Below are 16,337 nucleotides of genomic sequence, written 5' to 3' on the forward strand. Positions count from 1 at the left end.
CCACCAGTGGGAGCGGTTCCATCAGTGACGCGTCCGTAGCGGCGCGCCAAGCTGTAAGGACTCGCTCATGCGACACCCCCCGCATTCGGTACTTTTAGTCAGCGACGCGCTCTCGCGCACCGTTCCACCAGGTGTTCCCAGTCCGGGCAACCATGGCCGCGTGTACCGGGCATGCGCACTCCGGGGCAGCGCCGTCGACCGATCCGCGAGTGCCCCGCCGTACTTCGCGAGCGCCGCACATTCTCCGCACCGTGACGGTCGCCAAACCCGGGGACGAAACCCCGAACCGCGTCGATGCTGCCGGTGTGCAGGAGGCCCACCACGAGACGCCGGGCATGAAGTCACTCCTCGAACCGTGGGCAATCCCAGTCGGTGGTCGGCGCGTTCGCGCACGACCGGGCGCCCCTGCACCTGACCGGGCGTCCCCTCCCAGTACGACGGAGGCCCCGAAACGCCGGCCGGACGGCGCTGTCTTCGAGGCGATACCGGACGTACCAGCTCACTGATCACCGCAACGCCACGCGTGCCCCGGGCAGGGGTTCGCGCGACCGTTCGCGCGGTCTTCGTCCACAGGTCCACCACGAGAGAAGGAAGCACCCGCACATGAGTCACAGCAGGACATCGCTGTTCGTCGCCGTGGCGCTGGTCGCCGGGACGACGGGGTCGGCGTTCCTTGTCGGCCAGGCCGGCGCCGCCACCTCGTCCATCCCCTGCACCGTCGACTACAAGGTGCAGAGCCAGTGGGACACCGGCTTCACCGCCGCCGTCACCATCACCAACAACACGGCTGCCAAGTCGAGTTGGTCGGTGAAGTGGTCGTATGCCGGCAACCAGAAGGTCACGAACGCCTGGAACACGAAGCTCAGCCAGAGCGGTGCCGACGTCACCGCCGCCAATGAGAGCTACAACGGCCCTCTCGCGAGTGGAGGCTCGGTCAGCTTCGGGTTCAACGGCTCCTACAGCGGCACCAACAGCGTGCCCGCGACGTTCACGCTCGACGGCGTCGCCTGCAACGTCGACAACGGTGGCGGCACTGGTGGCGGCAGCGGAGGTGGCACTGGCGGCGGTACGGGTGGTGGCACCGGAGGAGGCGACACCGGCAGCCGTGCCGACAACCCCTACACCGGCGCCAAGGTGTACGTGAACCCCGAGTGGTCCGCCAAGGCGGCCGCCGAACCGGGCGGCAGCCGCATCGCCGATCAGCCCACCGCCGTCTGGCTCGACCGCATCGCCGCGATCAACGGTGTGAGCGGTGGCATGGGCCTGCGCGCCCACCTCGACGAGGCACTGAAGCAGAAGGGCTCCGGCGATCTCGTCGTCCAGCTCGTCATCTACGACCTGCCCGGCCGCGACTGCGCCGCCCTGGCCTCCAACGGCGAGCTGGGACCCAACGACCTCGACAAGTACAAGTCCCAGTACATCGACCCCATCGCGTCGATCCTGTCCGACGCCAAGTATGCGGGCCTGCGGGTCGCCACCGTCATCGAGCCCGACTCGCTGCCCAACCTGGTCACCAACGCCGGCGGCACCCCCACGACCACCGACGCCTGCGTGACCATGAAGTCCAACGGCAACTACGAGAAGGGCGTCGGCTACGCCCTGGACAAGCTGGGTGCCATCCCCAACGTCTACAACTACATCGACGCCGCCCACCACGGCTGGCTCGGCTGGGACAGCAATCTCGATCCCGCGGTGCAGGAGTTCCACAAGGTCGCGACGTCGAACGGCGCGAGCGTGAACGACGTGGCCGGCTTCATCGTCAACACTGCGAACTACAGCCCCACCAAGGAGCCGTACCTCAAGGTCACCGACACGGTGAACGGCCAGACCGTACGCCAGTCGAAGTGGGTGGACTGGAACCAGTACGTGGACGAGCAGTCCTTCGCCCAGGCACTGCGCAGCAAGCTCGTCGCGTCCGGATTCGACTCCGGACTCGGCATGCTGATCGACACCTCACGCAACGGCTGGGGTGGGACCGCCCGGCCCACCGGTCCCGGGGCGCCGACCACTGTGGACGGCTACGTCGACAGCAGCCGCGTCGACCGGCGGATCCACGCCGGCAACTGGTGCAACCAGAGCGGGGCAGGCATCGGGGAGCGGCCGACAGCGGCTCCGGCCGCCGGCATCGACGCCTACGTGTGGGTCAAGCCGCCGGGGGAGTCCGACGGCAACAGCGCGGCCGTCCCCAACGACGAGGGCAAGGGATTCGACCGGATGTGCGACCCGACGTACGGCGGCAACGCGCGCAACGGCAACAACCCCACGGGCGCGCTGCCCAACTCGCCGCTGGCCGGACACTGGTTCTCCGCCCAGTTCCAGCAGCTGATCCAGAACGCGTACCCGCCGTTGTCGTGACCTGCTGACGCGGTGGGTGACCGCCGGGATCCGTCCGTCGGCCTTGCCGAGGGACGGATCCCGGCGGATCCCCTGCCGCACGGGCAGCGGGATCGTCCGGGAGCGGTCAGCAGGCGGAGTTGGTCTGTGTCAGCAGGCCGAGCCGCCACGGCAGAGTGTCGTAGTCGCCGCTCGCGCCCGGGTCGTGGCCCTGGTAGAGGTACTGGAGCTTGCAGGCGGGGATGGTCAGCGTCTGGTCGTAGCCGGCGCGGATCATCTCACCGTGGCTGATGTCCTTCGTCCAGGCACCGGCCGGGAAGGTGACGTTGCTCGCCCGGGCGAACGGGTTGCTGTCGGAGGCGGCCAGCGCGGTCCACGAGCCCGCGAGACCGCTGGAGGTCCAGGACCGGAAGTAGCGTCGTCCGTCCGAGCCGATGGCCTCGACAAGGAGCAGGTACTGGTTGGTGCCTTGCACCTTGTACACGTTGCTCGCCTCGAAGAGGGCGTACTTGTTGGCGTCCTGGGCGGCGATGACGGTGTTGGTGAAACCGTTGGGGAACTGCGAGACGGACGTCTGGGAGCGGTACAGGTGCCCGTTGTCGTCCGAGGAGAACAGATAGCAGTTGGCGCTGTCGCAGATCACCCACATGTCGACCCAGTACCCGTTGCCGATGTTCTGCGCGATGATCGGCGGCATCGAGGAGTAGAAGTTCCGCGGGGCGCTCCAGCCATTGGGATTGCTGATGTCCGCGTTGGTCGAATACGAGGCGTTACCGGTCTGGTAGACGAGGTACCACAGGCGCTGCGGCGCGTAGTAGAACACCTGCGGAGCCGCGCGGTATCCCGTGCCGATGGCGCTGCGGTCGAGGTAGTAGTGCGTGGCGGAGCCCGCCTGGGACCAGTCGCTGAAGCTCAGGTACACGAGGTTGTACCCGGAGGCGCTCGCCGTGCTGGCGAACACGTGGTACTTGCCGTTGTAGTAGACGACCGAGGGGTCCTTGATGCCGGCGATGGTGTGCGTCGCGTCCGACTTCGGGGCGATCAGGGCGCTGCTGGAGCTCCAGGAGAAGGAGGACGGCAGTGCGGCCGCTGCCGTGGGGCTTGGGGGCGTGGCGCTGCGGGCCGTGGTGGCAGTGCCTCCCAGAGCCGACAACACCGCGTTGTACGCGGGCTTCTTGTTGCCGCCGTTGTCGAACAGCAGCGGGTTCTGGCCGGTACGCCAGGAGTCGCTGTCCCGGATGCCCCACACCGTGATGCCGGTGCAGCGGGCGACGTTCATGCATGCCTTGACGGTGTTCGTGTATGCGCCCGAGGCCGCCTGCGCGATGTCGAGTTCGGTGATCTGTACGTCCACTCCGAGCGCGGCGAAGTTCGACAGCGTGGTCTGGAGACTCGCGGGCGGCCCGCCGGTGCCGAAGTGGGCCTGGAATCCGACGCAGTCGATGGGAACGCCACGCGACTTGAAGTCGCGCACCATGCGGTAGACGCCCTGGGTCTTGGCGTCGCTCCAGTTCTCGATGTTGTAGTCGTTGTAGCAGAGCTTTGCCGCCGGGTCGGCCGCGCGGGCGGTACGGAAGGCCTGTTCGATGAAGCCGTCGCCGAGCAGGTTCTGGAAGACCGAGCTGCGGTGCTGGCCGCTACTGCCGTCGGCGAACGCCTCGTTGACCACGTCCCAGGCGTAGATCTTGCCCTTGTAGTGGTTCATGACGCCGGTGATGTGGTTGTTCATCACGGTCCGCAGGGTGTTCGCGTCGGTGATACCGCTGACCCAGCCGGGCAGTTGGGAGTGCCAGACGAGGGTGTGTCCGCGCAGGCGCTGCCCGTGGGCGGTCGCGTGGTTGACGATCTGGTCGGCGGGGTTGAAGTTGAACGAGCCGCGGGACGGTTCCGTCGTGTCCCACTTCATCTCGTTCTCGGGTGTGACCATGTTGAACTCGCGGTCCAGGATCGTCGCGTACGTCCCGTCGCCGAGCTTGCCGGCCGCGACGGCGGTCCCGAAGTACCGTCCGGACTGGGCGGCTTGGGCGCCCAGGGTGGTGGCCCGGACGGCGGTGGGAGCGGCGGTGGCATGGCCCGCCGCCACCAGTGTGGTGGCGGCCAGCAGGCCCAGGGCCGCGGTCTGACGCAGGCCGAGTCTACGCAGAAGGTTCACGGTTCTCCTCGTACGGTCGGGTGCGGGTGCGGGTGCGGGTGCGGGTTGCGGTGTGACGTGGTGCGCACGGCGAGGCGGGACATCTCGCGGGGATGCCGGCTTTGGCGCGCGGGTTGGCTGGCCCCCGGGGCGTGCGCGCTCGTGGCGTGGAAGCCGTGCCGGTACCGGTCGTGTTCGGGCCCGCTGTCGACGATCGAGTCGGTGTCGTCGGGACTCGGATACGGCACACCCAGGGCGCCCGTGGGCGGGGGCGGGCGAGGGGGATGCGGGTGTTCCGGACGGACGTGCGTGCGCAGCAGGTCCGGACAAGCCGGTTGAACGTCCTGTTGCTCGGGCGGTAGGCGGGCGAGGATGCCCGGATGATGCCTCTGACGCAGCCGCGCGATCCCCGGCCGACCAGGTGGTTCGAGGGGAGGACCGGTGCTCCGGGGGAGTGGTGCAGCGTGGGGGCCGGCGAGGTACGTGACTGCCGGCGGGTAGGGGAGAGCGGTGGTGACGGATGGCGTGATGGCCGTTCCCCGTCTTCTGCGGCACTCAGAGGTTGATCGAGTCATGACAAACACCTCGTTCTGGCTGGTGCACTGCGATCGGGTGTGTACCGACGTGCTGCCTTGCCGGCTCGCGCGGTGTGCGTGACTCCACCGACTGACGCCATTCGTCATGTCGAACATTCGTCGGCGGTTCGGACGTTGTGGATAGTAGATGGCCCGTGATGGGCGTCAATACCTCTCGCATCATTCGGCCCGGATAAAGAAAGTTTTCGACGGCGCCGCGAGGCCGCCCGGAGGCTCACCGACGCTTCAGGCGACAGGTGGGTGGCCCCTTCCTGCAGGTTGTTCGGAGGGGATACCGGGTCGGCGCGGTACTTCGAAGCTGGACCCGCGCCGGCGAACCACCTGGAAAGCCGCCGCGTGAAGACGCGCCGTCGAGAAGTCGGCCATCGGCTGAATCGAAACAATCGCTCAGAAGTCCGACTGAACAGGTCGTGGTTGTGAGGGCCGGACGGTCAGGGTTCACGACGGTAGTGAAGGCCCCGGTCCGGGAGGCCCGCAGGGGACCGGTACGGGGCTCGCCGGGGGCCTTGGTGGGTACGGCGGAAGTCGCCGGGGGTGGTGTTCGTGTGGCGGGTGAAGAACTTTCCGGAGTTGGTGGGTTCGGAGAAACCCAGTCGGCATGCGATTCGCGCGACCGGTTCGTCGGTGCGGGAGGGCAGACGCTGCGCTTCCAGGGCGCCGACGTCGTGGCTGTCCGGCTACCGCAGACTCAGCGCCCGCCACGAGCGCAATCCCCTCAACTGCCTGGCCCTTCTCGGCCTCGCCGGCGCCCTCCGCTGCTACAAACGCCTCGTCCGCCTCGCCACGTAGGACACGGTCTTCAAGGCCCGGAGTTCCCGTAGCCGTAGTCCTGCCGTTGAACACGAACAACCGGGTGGGCCGAGAATCCCGCACCATGTGATTTTGCTGCTGGCTGCCGTGATCACGGCGTTCCGAGCCGTCCTGGACGGCTCGCCGTCACGACGGCTTGGGTTGATAGCCTGGTGCGATGGACGAGGTGTTGGACGAGGGGCCCTTTTTCCACGGCACGAAGGCAGAGCTGCAGGTCGGAGATCATCTCACCGCTGGCTTCTGTTCCAACTATCGGCCCGAAATCGTGATGAACCACATCTACTTCACCGCGTTGCGTGACGGCGCGGGACTTGCCGCCGAACTCGCCGCCGGTGACGGGGCCCCGCGCGTGTATGCCGTCGAACCGACCGGGGAGTTCGAGAACGACCCAAACGTCACCGACAAGAAGTTCCCCGGCAATCCCACCCGCTCCTATCGCAGCAGAGAACCGCTCCGGATCGTCGGCGAGGTCTCCGACTGGACGCGCCTGACGCCCGAGGCTCTCAAGATGTGGCGGAACCGGCTGGCCGCGATCCGTGTGGATGATCGCGCCGAAATCATCAACTGAAGGGTGTCCCGCAAGGCCGTGAGGCCATTTTCACCCGAGGTCAAGCAGGCGGCTCCGGCTGCCGGCTCATTCGAATTGCCGTGGACTCCCTCTCGGCGAGCCTTCGGCGGCCTCGTCGGAAACGGCTCTGGCCACTCCACCGGAGGCAGGCAGGGCAGGGGTTGAACCTGAAGTGCAACCAACGGCCGCCCGGCTCTGAGGGAGCCGGACGGCCGTGCCCGGCCTGATGGCGTCGTGACGCTGTGTCTCCGCAGCCCGGCCGTAGGGGGATTGCTCGGCGGGTCAGGCCGTCACGAGTGTCAGGCCGTAGGTGCTGAGGATTTCGTTGACCGGCTGGAACCAGGTCTGGCCGCCGCCGGTGCAGTCGCCCCAGCCGCCGGAGGTCACGCCCTGGGCCTGGTCGCCGGTGATGAACGAGCCGCCGGAGTCACCGGGCTCGGCGCAGACGCTGGTACCGGTCAGCTGGTAGACCGATCCCTGGCTGTAGTTGACGGTCTCGTTCTGGGTGAGGACGGTGCCGCAGTGCCAGTGGGTCGTCGAGCCGGAGCGGCAGACCGATGAGCCGACCGGAGCCACCGCGGAGCCGCGGACCAGGACATCGCTGACGGTGCCCCAGCCCAGCACGACCGGAACGGTCCACCAGCCGTTGCCGATCCGGATGTACGAGTAGTCGTTGCCGGGGAAGGAGGAGCCGGCGAAGGTGCCCATCGCCGAGCCGTCCCAGCCGACCACCGAGCTGCCGGGTGTTCCGCAGTGTCCGGCGCTGACGAATCCTCCGACGACGGAGAATCCTATGGAGCAGCGGGTGTTGCCGTTGATGTAGTACGGGTCGCCGCCGACGGTGCCCGCGGCGAAGGTCTGCGGCTGCTGTTCCGTGGCGACGCTGTGGACGGTGAGCAGTCCCGTCTTGCGTGCCGGGGCCAGGAACTCTGTTACGGCCGCGCTGTGTTCGGCTCCCGTGCTGACCTCTGCCACGACCGTGCTGGTGCGGGGGTCGACGTGCCAGCTGCGGACGGCCGTGGGGGCGCCGTCCGACCTGGCAACGTTGTCGAGTGCCGTTTTCGTGGCGTCGAGGGTGTGTGCGCTGTGCGCGACTCGTACGACGGTGGCGCCGGTGGACCGTACGGAATCGGCCGCGGTACCACCAGTGTTGGTGAGCCCGACGACGAGGGTGCCGTGCGCCGCGTCGTACCAGGAGCCGCCGAAGGTCTGCCCCGCCGCCCGTTCGGCCCGGGGTGCGAGCTTCGTTGCGGCTGCTTCCTGCGCCAGCCTGGTGCTGGCCTGCGACGCGGTCAGTCCGAGGTCCCGTTGGAGGGCGGTGGTCAGGCCGGGGGAGAGGACCTGGGCCGATGTCGGCTGCGGCGGCGACGCGGCGGCGGGTGTCAGGCCCAGGGCTCCGGTGCCCAGGGTCAGCAGGGCGGACAGGCCCAGGCAGAGTTTCGTGGGGCTTCTCATGGAACGCTCCTTCGTTTCCGTGCGGGGCGGAAAAGGCGTGGATCGGTGGGGCGTCGGTCTCCGGTGTGTGGTTTGTGGTGTGCCCATGTCAGTCGTGGGGGCGGGTCAGGTGAGCCGCCAGAGATGGTCGGCGGTTCCGTTGTCGTTCCACTGCGTGACCTGGGCACCGTTGGCCTGCGAGGCGCCGTCGACGGCCATGAGCTTGCCGCTGTGCACGCTGACGATCTTCATCCAGCCGTCGCCGTTGTCGACGAACCGCCAGAGATGGTCCTGGGTGCCGTTGTCGTTGTACTGCTGGACGTGGGCGCCGTCGGCGGTGCTCTGGTCGTGGACGGCGAGCAGTTTGCCGCTGTTGCGGTTGTAGATCTTGACGGTGCCGTCGCCGTTGTCCACCACGGTCCACAGGTGGTCGGCGGTGCCGTTGTCCTCGTACTGGGTGACCTCGGCGCTGTCGGCCAGTGACATGCCGCTGACGGCGAGCAGCTTGCCGGAGTTCTTGTTCTGGATACGTTTCCAGGAGACGGAGTCGCCCGCCGGGGCGTTCAGCAGAGCGAGGACACCGCCGATCACGGGGCGGTCGGCGAAGCCTCGCTGGGCCCCGGTGGCGACGACGTACCAGTCGGTGAACGGCACTCGCGACGGCGTGCTGTTGGCGAAGCCGTAGACCCCGTTGATCAGCATGGTGCGCGTGTCGGGGTGGTCGGCCAGCCAGGCCGCGGTCCACATCTCCCAGTCGGTCTTGGTGTAGTCGTTGCGCGGGTCGAGCAGCACGCCGTAGGTGCCCGCCTTGGAGAGGTACCAGGCGGCCTCCTGCGCGGCCACTCCGGTGGGCACCAGGCCCACGCCCAGCAGGCGGTCCGCGTAGCCGTTGTACTTCAGGCTCCAGGTGCCGTCCTGGTCGTAGGCGAGTTTCAGGTGGGTGCCCGAGGAGTCCTGGGCCAGGGTGACCCACCGACTGATGTAGCCGCGGGCGAGGGCCTCGTAGTGCGACGCGTCGGAGGCGTTTGACGCCGCCTTCGCCACCACGCTCATCGCGCCGACGCCGATGATGCCCTTGAGGGCGAGGTTGGCGCTGTGCGCGATCCAGCCGGTGAAGTCGTCGGTCTGGTTCTGGTTCTCCGGGTCGAGGGTGTTGGCCACCAGGTACTCGGCCCACTGGCGCAGGATCGCGTAGTGCGTGGTCGCGAAGGAGGCCGCGTCGGCCGCCGGAAGGCGCTGGGCCACGGCCGCCGCCATGATCAGCATGTTGGCGGACTCCTCGATCGGCATGGCCTCCTCGTTGCCGTCCAGGTGCCCGGTCGCGTTCGGGTAGCTGGAGCCGAGGTCGTGCTCGGCGTACGGCTTGGGCCAGCCCGCCTTCTCCGCGTAGTCGAAGTGCGGTTCCAGCAGCAGCCGCAGATACGCGGGCGAGAGGTGCAGGTAGGCGGGGGAGGCCGGGTAGAGGACGTCGACGGTGGAGAAGTTGCCGTTGGAGGAGATCTCCTTGAGCATCGCCCACGGCGAGCCGTTGCGGTCGACGAGTTCCGTCCCGGCCACGGCCTGACGCACGGCCAGGGCGCAGACGGCGGCGTAGCGTTCACCGGTGTCACCGCCGCCCGCGGCGCTGACGGCATCGTCGTGGACGGCCTTGTCGAAGACGACGGCGGCGGACAGGGCGGCGGCGCGGTCGCCTTCGAACCAGTCGAGCATCGCGGTCCACGAGCTCCAGTAGTGCGTCCACCACGGGTTCAGACCGGTGCCGAGGTAGCTCACCGCCGGGGTGCGCACATGGCCGACGACGATCCGTAACACCGCCGACGGGGCGGACGCGGTGACGGTGCCCAGATTCTGGTTGAGGCCCAGCACGGGCCAACGGTCGTTGATCGCGCGGGGCTGGGCGGTGTCGGAGGTGCCGGCCAGCGTCCCGTTCGCGGCGGACGCCGCCCGTACGACGGTGTCCTGGCCGATCTGCCAGGTCAGCCCCTTCACGGTGGGGGCGGCCAGCACCAGCGAACCCCACGACGCCTGGTCGTTGTGCTCGGCCAGCTCCGCCGGGGGGGCCGGCCGGCAGGTCAGGGCGGTCATGCTGCCGGTCGTCTGGCTGGCCCACGTGACCTGGGTGGCGTTGTCGCCGTGCACCCACTCTGCGGAGGCGTCGACGTGCACGTCGACGGTGTGGCTCGCTCCGTCGCTGCTGGCGGCCTGGACGCTGATGTAGCTCAGCGGCACCGACTGGCGTTGCAGGTTGCCGAGGTCCACGGGGGAGAAGAAGGTGACCGTCAGCGTGACACCGCCCCCGGTGAGCGTGAAGATCGACCGGGTGGCCGTGAGCTGCAGCGACGTCTGTGTCATCGTGCCGAGTGGCGGGCCGCCGGGGAGCGCCGGGGCACCGAGGAACACATAGGGGGTGCCGTCGATCCGGGCGATGCCGGCCAGCGCGGTGATCCGCCCGTTCCAGAAGGTGGGCCAGGTGCCGGCGAGGCTGTCTCCGGCCAGCCAGGTGGTCAGGTACGGGGACCGCACGGCGAGCGGGGTGGCGGGCGGGCGCAGTGGGCTGAATGTCGACGTCGCGTCCTCGGCCGCGGAGGGGGCGGCATGGGCGGCCGACCCGTCGATGCCGAGGGTGCCCAGGACACCTGCGGCGGCCACTCCTCCCCAGCGCAGCAGGTCACGTCTGGACGGTGGGGCCGGTTCGGAGGCGGGAAGGGGGCGGTTGTCGTCTTCGGGGTGGGGCATGGGGGCTCCTTCGGCGGGCAACGAGCGTTCGACATCGTTGTCAGCGCGCCATGCTGACGAGGTGTCACGGCAGAACATGCTTCGTGCAACAGCGCCGAGGGCAGACGGCCCGATGCGTGGGGGCGGGCCGCCGTAAGCGGGTGCTGTGCCAACTCGCTTTCCCCTGACGGAAAGTGCGGTATTGAGGGATGACAGCATTCCTCGGGACCGCTGTCCAGCCCTCGCGCAACACCCGCCCCTCGCGGGGGAGTTCAGGACCCGATGTATTCCGGCCAGGGGCGGGGAGGTGTCGACGGGCTCGATGATCTCCCTCGGGGAGGGCGCGTGGCTGTCGCGGCTCTTGAGGCGGTGTTGCACTGTGGGTGCGCGGACGGAGGCGTGGAAGAGCTGAGGAACGTCCCCTCATGTGTGGTGCCGATGTCGGTCAGTGCCCATGATCGGTCCGCCGGGCATGGGGACCTCGGGTCCACTCGATCTGGCGGGGCGGAGTGTCGGATCCGGTGTCCGATTGGGTCGCGTATCCGGGCCTGTAGTCTTGATCCACTCTGGGGTGTATGTCGGCAGGGCTTGGTCGGTCACTGATGGGCGTGGGGGGGGCGATGAGGCCGGGAAACGATGGGCTCGCTCGCGGTGTCGGGGGAGATGGGGCCGCGCTTCGAGGGCCCTGTTGTTGAGGGGGCCGGGACCGCGCCCCGGACACGCTGCGCGGGAGCCGTGTCGTGGTCATCGGCGGCCGGTTGGGCGGACCAACACGTCACCGCCGTCGGTTTCGCGGCGTGAGCCCGCGCTGCCGGTCGCGCCCGGTCGAGGACGAGGCGGGACACACCGCGTACGTTTCATGGACACCGACAGGAGTCGCCGGAGCGGCGGGCGGACGGAGCCCTCGCCGTGCCGGCGACCGTCCGCCTCAGGCATGACCGGGAGGTGACATTGAACGAGAGCGGAGCGACGCGCGAGACGGAGCGCCAAGGACCCGACACGGGTCTCGGTGCGGCGCGAGGCCTGGCCCGCCTCGCTCTGCTGTGTATCGCCGGAGCAGTGGCCGTGGTGGTGGCCGGTACCGGTCATGGGTTCATTCTGCTGTTGGGCCTGGCGGGCCTCGGACTGGCGGGTGCGGGTCTGTGGTGGGCGTTGGCGCACCGTGGATTGGCCAGGCTCCTCGGTGCGCTGTTGGCGGTCATCGCACCTGTCGGTGTCCTGGTGCTGTACGCCGTGTCGGGCCTGTGGGTGGTCGCGGTGGTCGCCCTCGCCGCGTGGACGGCCGCGCTCGGTTGCGCGAGGAGTGCCCTGCGCCGGCTGCGCAAGCCGCACGGCATGCACACCCGCACGGTCCGCCCGCCCCGCAGGGCTGTACTGATCATGAATCCGAAGTCGGGGGGCGGGAAGGTCGGCAGGTACGGACTCGTGGAGCGGGCCGAGGCACTGGGCGCTCGGGTGATCCTGCTCGACCTCGACACGGATCCGGATCCGGTGGCACTGGCCCGGCAGGCTGTTGCCGAGGGAGCGGACCTGCTCGGTGTGGCCGGTGGTGACGGCACCCAGGCGCTGGTGGCGGGAGTGGCGGCCGAACACGGTCTGCCGTTCATGGTCGTGACGGCCGGCACCCGCAACCACTTCGCGATGGATCTCGGCCTGGACCGGGACGATCCGGTGAGCAGCCTGGAGGCGCTCTCGGACGGTGTGGAACTCCGGGTCGACCTCGGCGACATCTCCGGCCGGCCGTTCGTCAACACCGCCTCGTTCGGTACGTACGCGCACATCGTGCAGAGCCCCGACTACCGGGACGCCAAAGCGGTCACCGCGCTCGACCAGTTGCCGGACCTGTTGGCAGGCGAGGCGGGTGCCGAACTCAGTGCCCGGACCGACGAAGAGCGGTTGGAGGCCCCACAGGCGGTGCTGGTCAGCAACAACCCCTACGCACGGGTGGACCCTCTCACCGGCGGCCGCAGGGAACGGCTCGACACAGGTGAGCTCGGCGTGATCGCGGTCCGCGTCGGGGGTGCGGTACAGGCTGCCGAACTGGCGCTGCTGGGGGAGCGGGCCAGCGGCATCACGACCCTGACGTCCCGCAGCGTCGTCGTGGAGTCCGACGAGGAGACCGTCCCGGTGGCCGTGGACGGCGAGCCACTCGTCCTGCCTCCGCCCGTCGTGTGCACCATACGGCCCGGCGCCCTGCGTGTGCGCGTGCCACGGGAACGTCCCGGGGCACCGTACGTGGCACCGGCCGTCGACTGGTACCGCGTCCTGCGCCTCGCCTTCGACCGCTCGCCCCACGAACGCGAGAGCCACGACCGAGCAGCCCCCGCACGCGACAGGAACCAGGAGCAGAGCGATGATTGAGCGTCGCCCCAGTCCACTACGAGTACCGCAGGGCCTGCTGCGCGATCTCGCCAGCCTCGACCAGGCGCTCTACGAGACCGTGACAGTCACCAGCACACCCATGCTGGACTCGGCGCTTCGCCGGCTGTCGGCGGCGGCCGACCACTCCAAGATCTCTTTCCTGGTCGCCGCCGGCCTGGCTCTGCGGCCGGGCGGCTCCCGCCGCGCCGCGGTGCTCGGCGTTGCGGCGGTCGGTGTCGCGTCCACCACGGCCAACCTGCTCGGGAAGCGTCTTGTGCGGCGGCCACGCCCGCACCGTGCGGAGGACTCGCCCTTCCCCGGCCGGCACGTCCCCATGCCGGCATCCGCCTCGTTCCCCTCCGGTCACACGGCCTCGGCCGTCGCCTTCGCCGCGGCGGTCGGTTCGGCGTTCCCGGCCGTCACGGTCCCTCTCGGCCTGCTGGCCTGTGCCGTGGGTTACTCGCGCGTCCACACCGGGGTGCACTATCCGGGCGACGTCGTCGCCGGCGCCGTACTCGGAACGGGCGCGGCTGCAGCCGTCATCGCGGCGGCCTCACACTGGGACGGCTCGGGTGGCCGTGGCGCCAGGGGGCTGACCTGTGGCTTTTTGGCCCGGTGACGGGCTGTGGTCCGGGCGCCCGGGTGCCCGAACGGCAGGCACTTCCCGAAACCTGGGATCACCCCACCCCGTCGCTGGACGCGTTCAAATCCCGTGCCGTGATGGGTCTCGCCACCCGGAGAGGACGAGCGGTCGGTCGCAGTGGAACGCGCATCGCCGCACACTTCGCCCCCGCAGCCGTCCGACCCCTGTGCGGTGGTCGCGCTGTGGGTGCCCTGGGGTCAACCGGGGCATGGCGTTCTCCCGGCGACCTGAGCGATGAGCAGCAGGGCCGCGTGTTCGGATTTATGTCTCCTGAGCGTCGCAGAATCCGACAGCGAAGTGATTGGGCGTGGCCGACAACGACGTCATGCGGAAGGGTCTTCCGGGCTGATCGTGCCGGTTCCTCGGGGCCCGTCTGGTCCGCCTCCCGGACGGCGAGTTGCTGGACAGCGTGACCTGGCAGAACCCGGAGGACTTCGCGGCTTCACGAGCCGAAGGGGCGAGCCTGCCCGGGACCGCCGCCTTCTTCGTGGCGATGGCCTCCTCGGCCGGTTCGGAGGAGGGTGTCGGGCCCGAGGTCGAGGACGTCGTATGACGTGGGGCGTGAGTGGATGTTCTGGTACGGACGTGTCGTGCCGGGACGTGCGGTGTCGGCTGTCGGAAACACGCGGCGATGCGAGTCCGCGGGGGACTCGCATCGCCTGGTGGTGTTCGGGCTGGCCGGCTGGCTGGGTGTTACTTGGTGGCGAGGAACAGGTAGTCGGCCGTGTAGGGGACGCGGGCGGTGGGCCGAGTGGCCGGGTTGCAGGTGCCGGCCGGGGCGACGCCGCCCGCCGTGTTGAGCCGCAGGACCGAGGTGGTCCTGGACAGGAGGCCTTCACTCTTGCCGGTCTGCTGGGCGCGGAGCAGGAGTTGGGGAATGTTGCCCGTGCCGTTGTCGAACTTGTTGAGGACGCTGCCGGTCACCGAGGAGCCGTCGGGAGCGATCCACTGCGGCGGGCCCGCGGGGCCCTGCTTGGCGAAACTGTGCTGGATGCCGCCCTGGAGGGTGGCGTCGACGTTGTCCTGCGTGAAGGCGTAGGAGCCGTCGTCCTGCTTGGTGCAGGCGTAGATCTGGGCTCCCTTGACGACGCCTGCCAGCGACGAGTGCCGGATGGCGTCGGGCAGCGAGACCGCGCCCGGCAGTGCGACGGCCTGTCCGCGGACCGCGCCGCCGGGGAACTCGGCGGTGTGGAGGTTGAAGTAGAACTGGTCGGGATGCGCCTTGATGCTCCGCAGCAGGTCGGCGTCCTTGACCTTCACTGTGCCGAACACGAACGGCGTGCCGCCCTTGAGTTTCTCCATGAAGAACGGGATCTTCACGTCGCCGTTGGTACCCCGCGCACCCTGGTGGAGATGGGCCATGGTCGGGGTGCCGATACCTGTCCACGCGAACGCGAAGGACACCTCGTCGCCCTGGATACGCATGAGGGCCACCGCGCTGCCGTTCTTGTCACCCACCGCCGGCTTGCCCTGGACGGGCACCTCGTTGCCACCGGTGAGGATCGTGGTGAAGTACCGCGCCCCCGGCGCGTTCTGGGAGTAGCGGCCGATGGCACCCGCCGCCTGCGTCGCCCCTGCCGCCGGATGGGACACGGTGGCGTCGGCCGCACCGTCGACGCCGTTGCAGGCGGTCAGGAGCAGGGTGCCGGTGATCGCGGCCGCGGCGATGGTCCCGAATCGCTTGAACATCATGTGTCTCGTTCTCCCCGTGATTGCCGACCCGCGGTTGCCCCGCGGTCGTTCTCCCTCCATCACGGGGCCCCTGGGGCGATCCCTCAGCCGATGACACTCCTGGGACACGCCTGAGAAGGGACGGCATCACTGAGGACACGATCTCGACATTACGACGCTCACCGGCCGCGCCGTGAGCGGCAGGGCGCGCGCCGTGCCCTGCCCGGGGAGGGCGGACGGCACCCGCTCCAGGACACCGCCCGCGAAGACGTCGTACAAGGGCAGGGACTCCAGGTGGACATAGCCGATGTGGCAGTCGCAGACGGCCAGCGGACACGCGCGCGGGCGCAGCGCCGTCCGGTAGGAGCCGTCGTACAGGTTCCCCAGCTCGTCGCGGACGAAGTGGCAGCGGCGGACCGTACCGGTGCCGTCCACCGAGATCACGGACTCGCCGGTGCGGCACGGGAGTCCGGCGCTGCGGTGCGGGTGCCGGCTGTACGGGAACAGGGGGTCGAGCGCGGCCCAGTCGTCGGCCTCGGCGTCCGAGTACGTGTGCCCCTCGGCCGCGTTGATCCAGAGGTAGACGTGCGGGGGCAGGTCGTCGCGGAGCCGGCGGGCTGCCGCCAGGTGGGCGGGCAGGCCCACCACGCCGACGCTGAAGCGCACCCCGCGGTCGGCCAGATCGCGGCACTTGCCGAGGAAAAGGTCGTAGGGAGTCTGGCCCGGGTGGTACGTGCACCACAGGGCGAGGGTGTCGAGGTCGGCCTCGGCGAGCCAGCCGGTCCGGCAGCTGAGGTTGGTCTGGATGGCGACCCGGCGCACGTGCGGCAGCCGGGACAGCTCGGTGAGAGTGCGCCGGTACCAGGAGCGGATCAGTCCCTCGCCCCAGGGCGTGAACAGGAGCGACAGGTCGTTCTCGCTGTCCGCCGCCCAGCGTGCGAAGCGCTCCAACGCCGCCCGGTCCGCGCGGAGTTGGGCGGTCGAGTCGCGCCGTTTGGCGAACGGGCAGTAGGGGCAGTCGTAGTCGCAGGACGCGAGTGGCCCCCGGTAGAGGACGGTGAGATTCATGACGGT

At 69.3% G+C, this 16,337-nt stretch carries 10 protein-coding genes and 2 pseudogenes; 6 read left to right on the forward strand and 6 right to left on the reverse strand.

Going from position 1 to position 16,337, the window contains the following annotated elements:
• Positions 1-603 precede the first annotated feature (603 nt).
• Positions 604-2,355, forward strand: coding sequence for a glycoside hydrolase family 6 protein (locus AB0I51_RS37270; protein WP_362982816.1), 1,752 nt, complete (start codon positions 604-606; stop codon positions 2,353-2,355).
• Between the two features lie 106 nt (positions 2,356-2,461).
• On the opposite strand, the gene AB0I51_RS37275 is transcribed toward AB0I51_RS37270, so the two are convergent.
• Together AB0I51_RS37275 and AB0I51_RS37280 are read right to left on the reverse strand one after the other, a co-directional pair.
• Entirely contained in the window at positions 2,462-4,486 is a 2,025-nt protein-coding gene (locus AB0I51_RS37275; protein WP_362982817.1) for a non-reducing end alpha-L-arabinofuranosidase family hydrolase, read from the reverse strand.
• Between the two features lie 1,006 nt (positions 4,487-5,492).
• Positions 5,493-5,717, reverse strand: a pseudogene (locus AB0I51_RS37280) (helix-turn-helix domain-containing protein); the annotation flags it as partial.
• Positions 5,718-5,724: 7 nt separating this feature from the next.
• Between AB0I51_RS37280 and AB0I51_RS37285 the strand changes: the two are divergent.
• Both AB0I51_RS37285 and arr read left to right on the forward strand, forming a co-directional pair.
• Positions 5,725-5,850, forward strand: a pseudogene (locus tag AB0I51_RS37285) (IS5/IS1182 family transposase); the annotation flags it as partial.
• Between the two features lie 178 nt (positions 5,851-6,028).
• Positions 6,029-6,439, forward strand: coding sequence for an NAD(+)--rifampin ADP-ribosyltransferase (arr, locus tag AB0I51_RS37290; RefSeq protein ID WP_362982818.1), 411 nt, complete (start codon positions 6,029-6,031; stop codon positions 6,437-6,439).
• A gap of 282 nt (positions 6,440-6,721) precedes the next feature.
• On the opposite strand, the gene AB0I51_RS37295 is transcribed toward arr, so the two are convergent.
• Both AB0I51_RS37295 and AB0I51_RS37300 read right to left on the reverse strand, forming a co-directional pair.
• Positions 6,722-7,894 (reverse strand): S1 family peptidase, encoded by a 1,173-nt coding sequence (locus AB0I51_RS37295; protein ID WP_362982819.1) that lies wholly within the window; start codon positions 7,892-7,894, stop codon positions 6,722-6,724.
• 105 nt (positions 7,895-7,999) lie between these two features.
• Positions 8,000-10,609, reverse strand: a complete 2,610-nt coding sequence (locus AB0I51_RS37300) for a DUF5127 domain-containing protein (RefSeq protein WP_362982820.1) — start codon at positions 10,607-10,609, stop codon at positions 8,000-8,002.
• Positions 10,610-11,539: 930 nt separating this feature from the next.
• On the opposite strand from AB0I51_RS37300, the gene AB0I51_RS37305 reads away from it, so the two are divergent.
• From AB0I51_RS37305 to AB0I51_RS37315, 3 genes are all read left to right on the forward strand, one after another.
• Complete coding sequence (locus AB0I51_RS37305; protein WP_362982821.1) at positions 11,540-12,949, forward strand: diacylglycerol kinase family protein; 1,410 nt, start codon at positions 11,540-11,542, stop codon at positions 12,947-12,949.
• Positions 12,942-13,568, forward strand: coding sequence for a phosphatase PAP2 family protein (locus AB0I51_RS37310; protein ID WP_362982822.1), 627 nt, complete (start codon positions 12,942-12,944; stop codon positions 13,566-13,568). Before AB0I51_RS37305 ends, AB0I51_RS37310 begins: the two co-directional genes overlap by 8 nt.
• Positions 13,569-13,989: 421 nt before the next feature.
• A complete protein-coding gene (locus tag AB0I51_RS37315) occupies positions 13,990-14,145 on the forward strand; it encodes a hypothetical protein (protein WP_362982823.1) in 156 nt (51 codons plus the stop codon).
• A gap of 140 nt (positions 14,146-14,285) precedes the next feature.
• On the opposite strand, the gene AB0I51_RS37320 is transcribed toward AB0I51_RS37315, so the two are convergent.
• Positions 14,286-15,284 (reverse strand): CHRD domain-containing protein, encoded by a 999-nt coding sequence (locus AB0I51_RS37320; protein WP_362982824.1) that lies wholly within the window; start codon positions 15,282-15,284, stop codon positions 14,286-14,288.
• 126 nt (positions 15,285-15,410) lie between these two features.
• Positions 15,411-16,331: an STM4011 family radical SAM protein gene (locus AB0I51_RS37325; protein WP_362982825.1), complete on the reverse strand. Its 921-nt coding sequence runs from the start codon at positions 16,329-16,331 to the stop codon at positions 15,411-15,413.
• Positions 16,332-16,337 lie beyond the last annotated feature (6 nt).

The sequence above is a fragment of the Streptomyces sp. NPDC050549 genome (assembly GCF_040655035.1).
Taxonomy (GTDB): domain Bacteria; phylum Actinomycetota; class Actinomycetes; order Streptomycetales; family Streptomycetaceae; genus Streptomyces.

Bases quoted from the DNA above. Each gene is read 5' to 3' on its own strand.
- AB0I51_RS37325 (WP_362982825.1), bottom strand. From the start codon at position 16,331: ATGAATCTCACCGTCCTCTACCGGGGGCCACTCGCGTCCTGCGACTAC.
- AB0I51_RS37295 (WP_362982819.1), bottom strand. From the start codon at position 7,894: ATGAGAAGCCCCACGAAACTCTGCCTGGGCCTGTCCGCCCTGCTGACC.
- AB0I51_RS37320 (WP_362982824.1), bottom strand. From the start codon at position 15,284: ATGATGTTCAAGCGATTCGGGACCATCGCCGCGGCCGCGATCACCGGC.
- arr (WP_362982818.1), top strand. From the start codon at position 6,029: ATGGACGAGGTGTTGGACGAGGGGCCCTTTTTCCACGGCACGAAGGCA.
- AB0I51_RS37270 (WP_362982816.1), top strand. From the start codon at position 604: ATGAGTCACAGCAGGACATCGCTGTTCGTCGCCGTGGCGCTGGTCGCC.
- AB0I51_RS37300 (WP_362982820.1), bottom strand. From the start codon at position 10,609: ATGCCCCACCCCGAAGACGACAACCGCCCCCTTCCCGCCTCCGAACCG.
- AB0I51_RS37310 (WP_362982822.1), top strand. From the start codon at position 12,942: ATGATTGAGCGTCGCCCCAGTCCACTACGAGTACCGCAGGGCCTGCTG.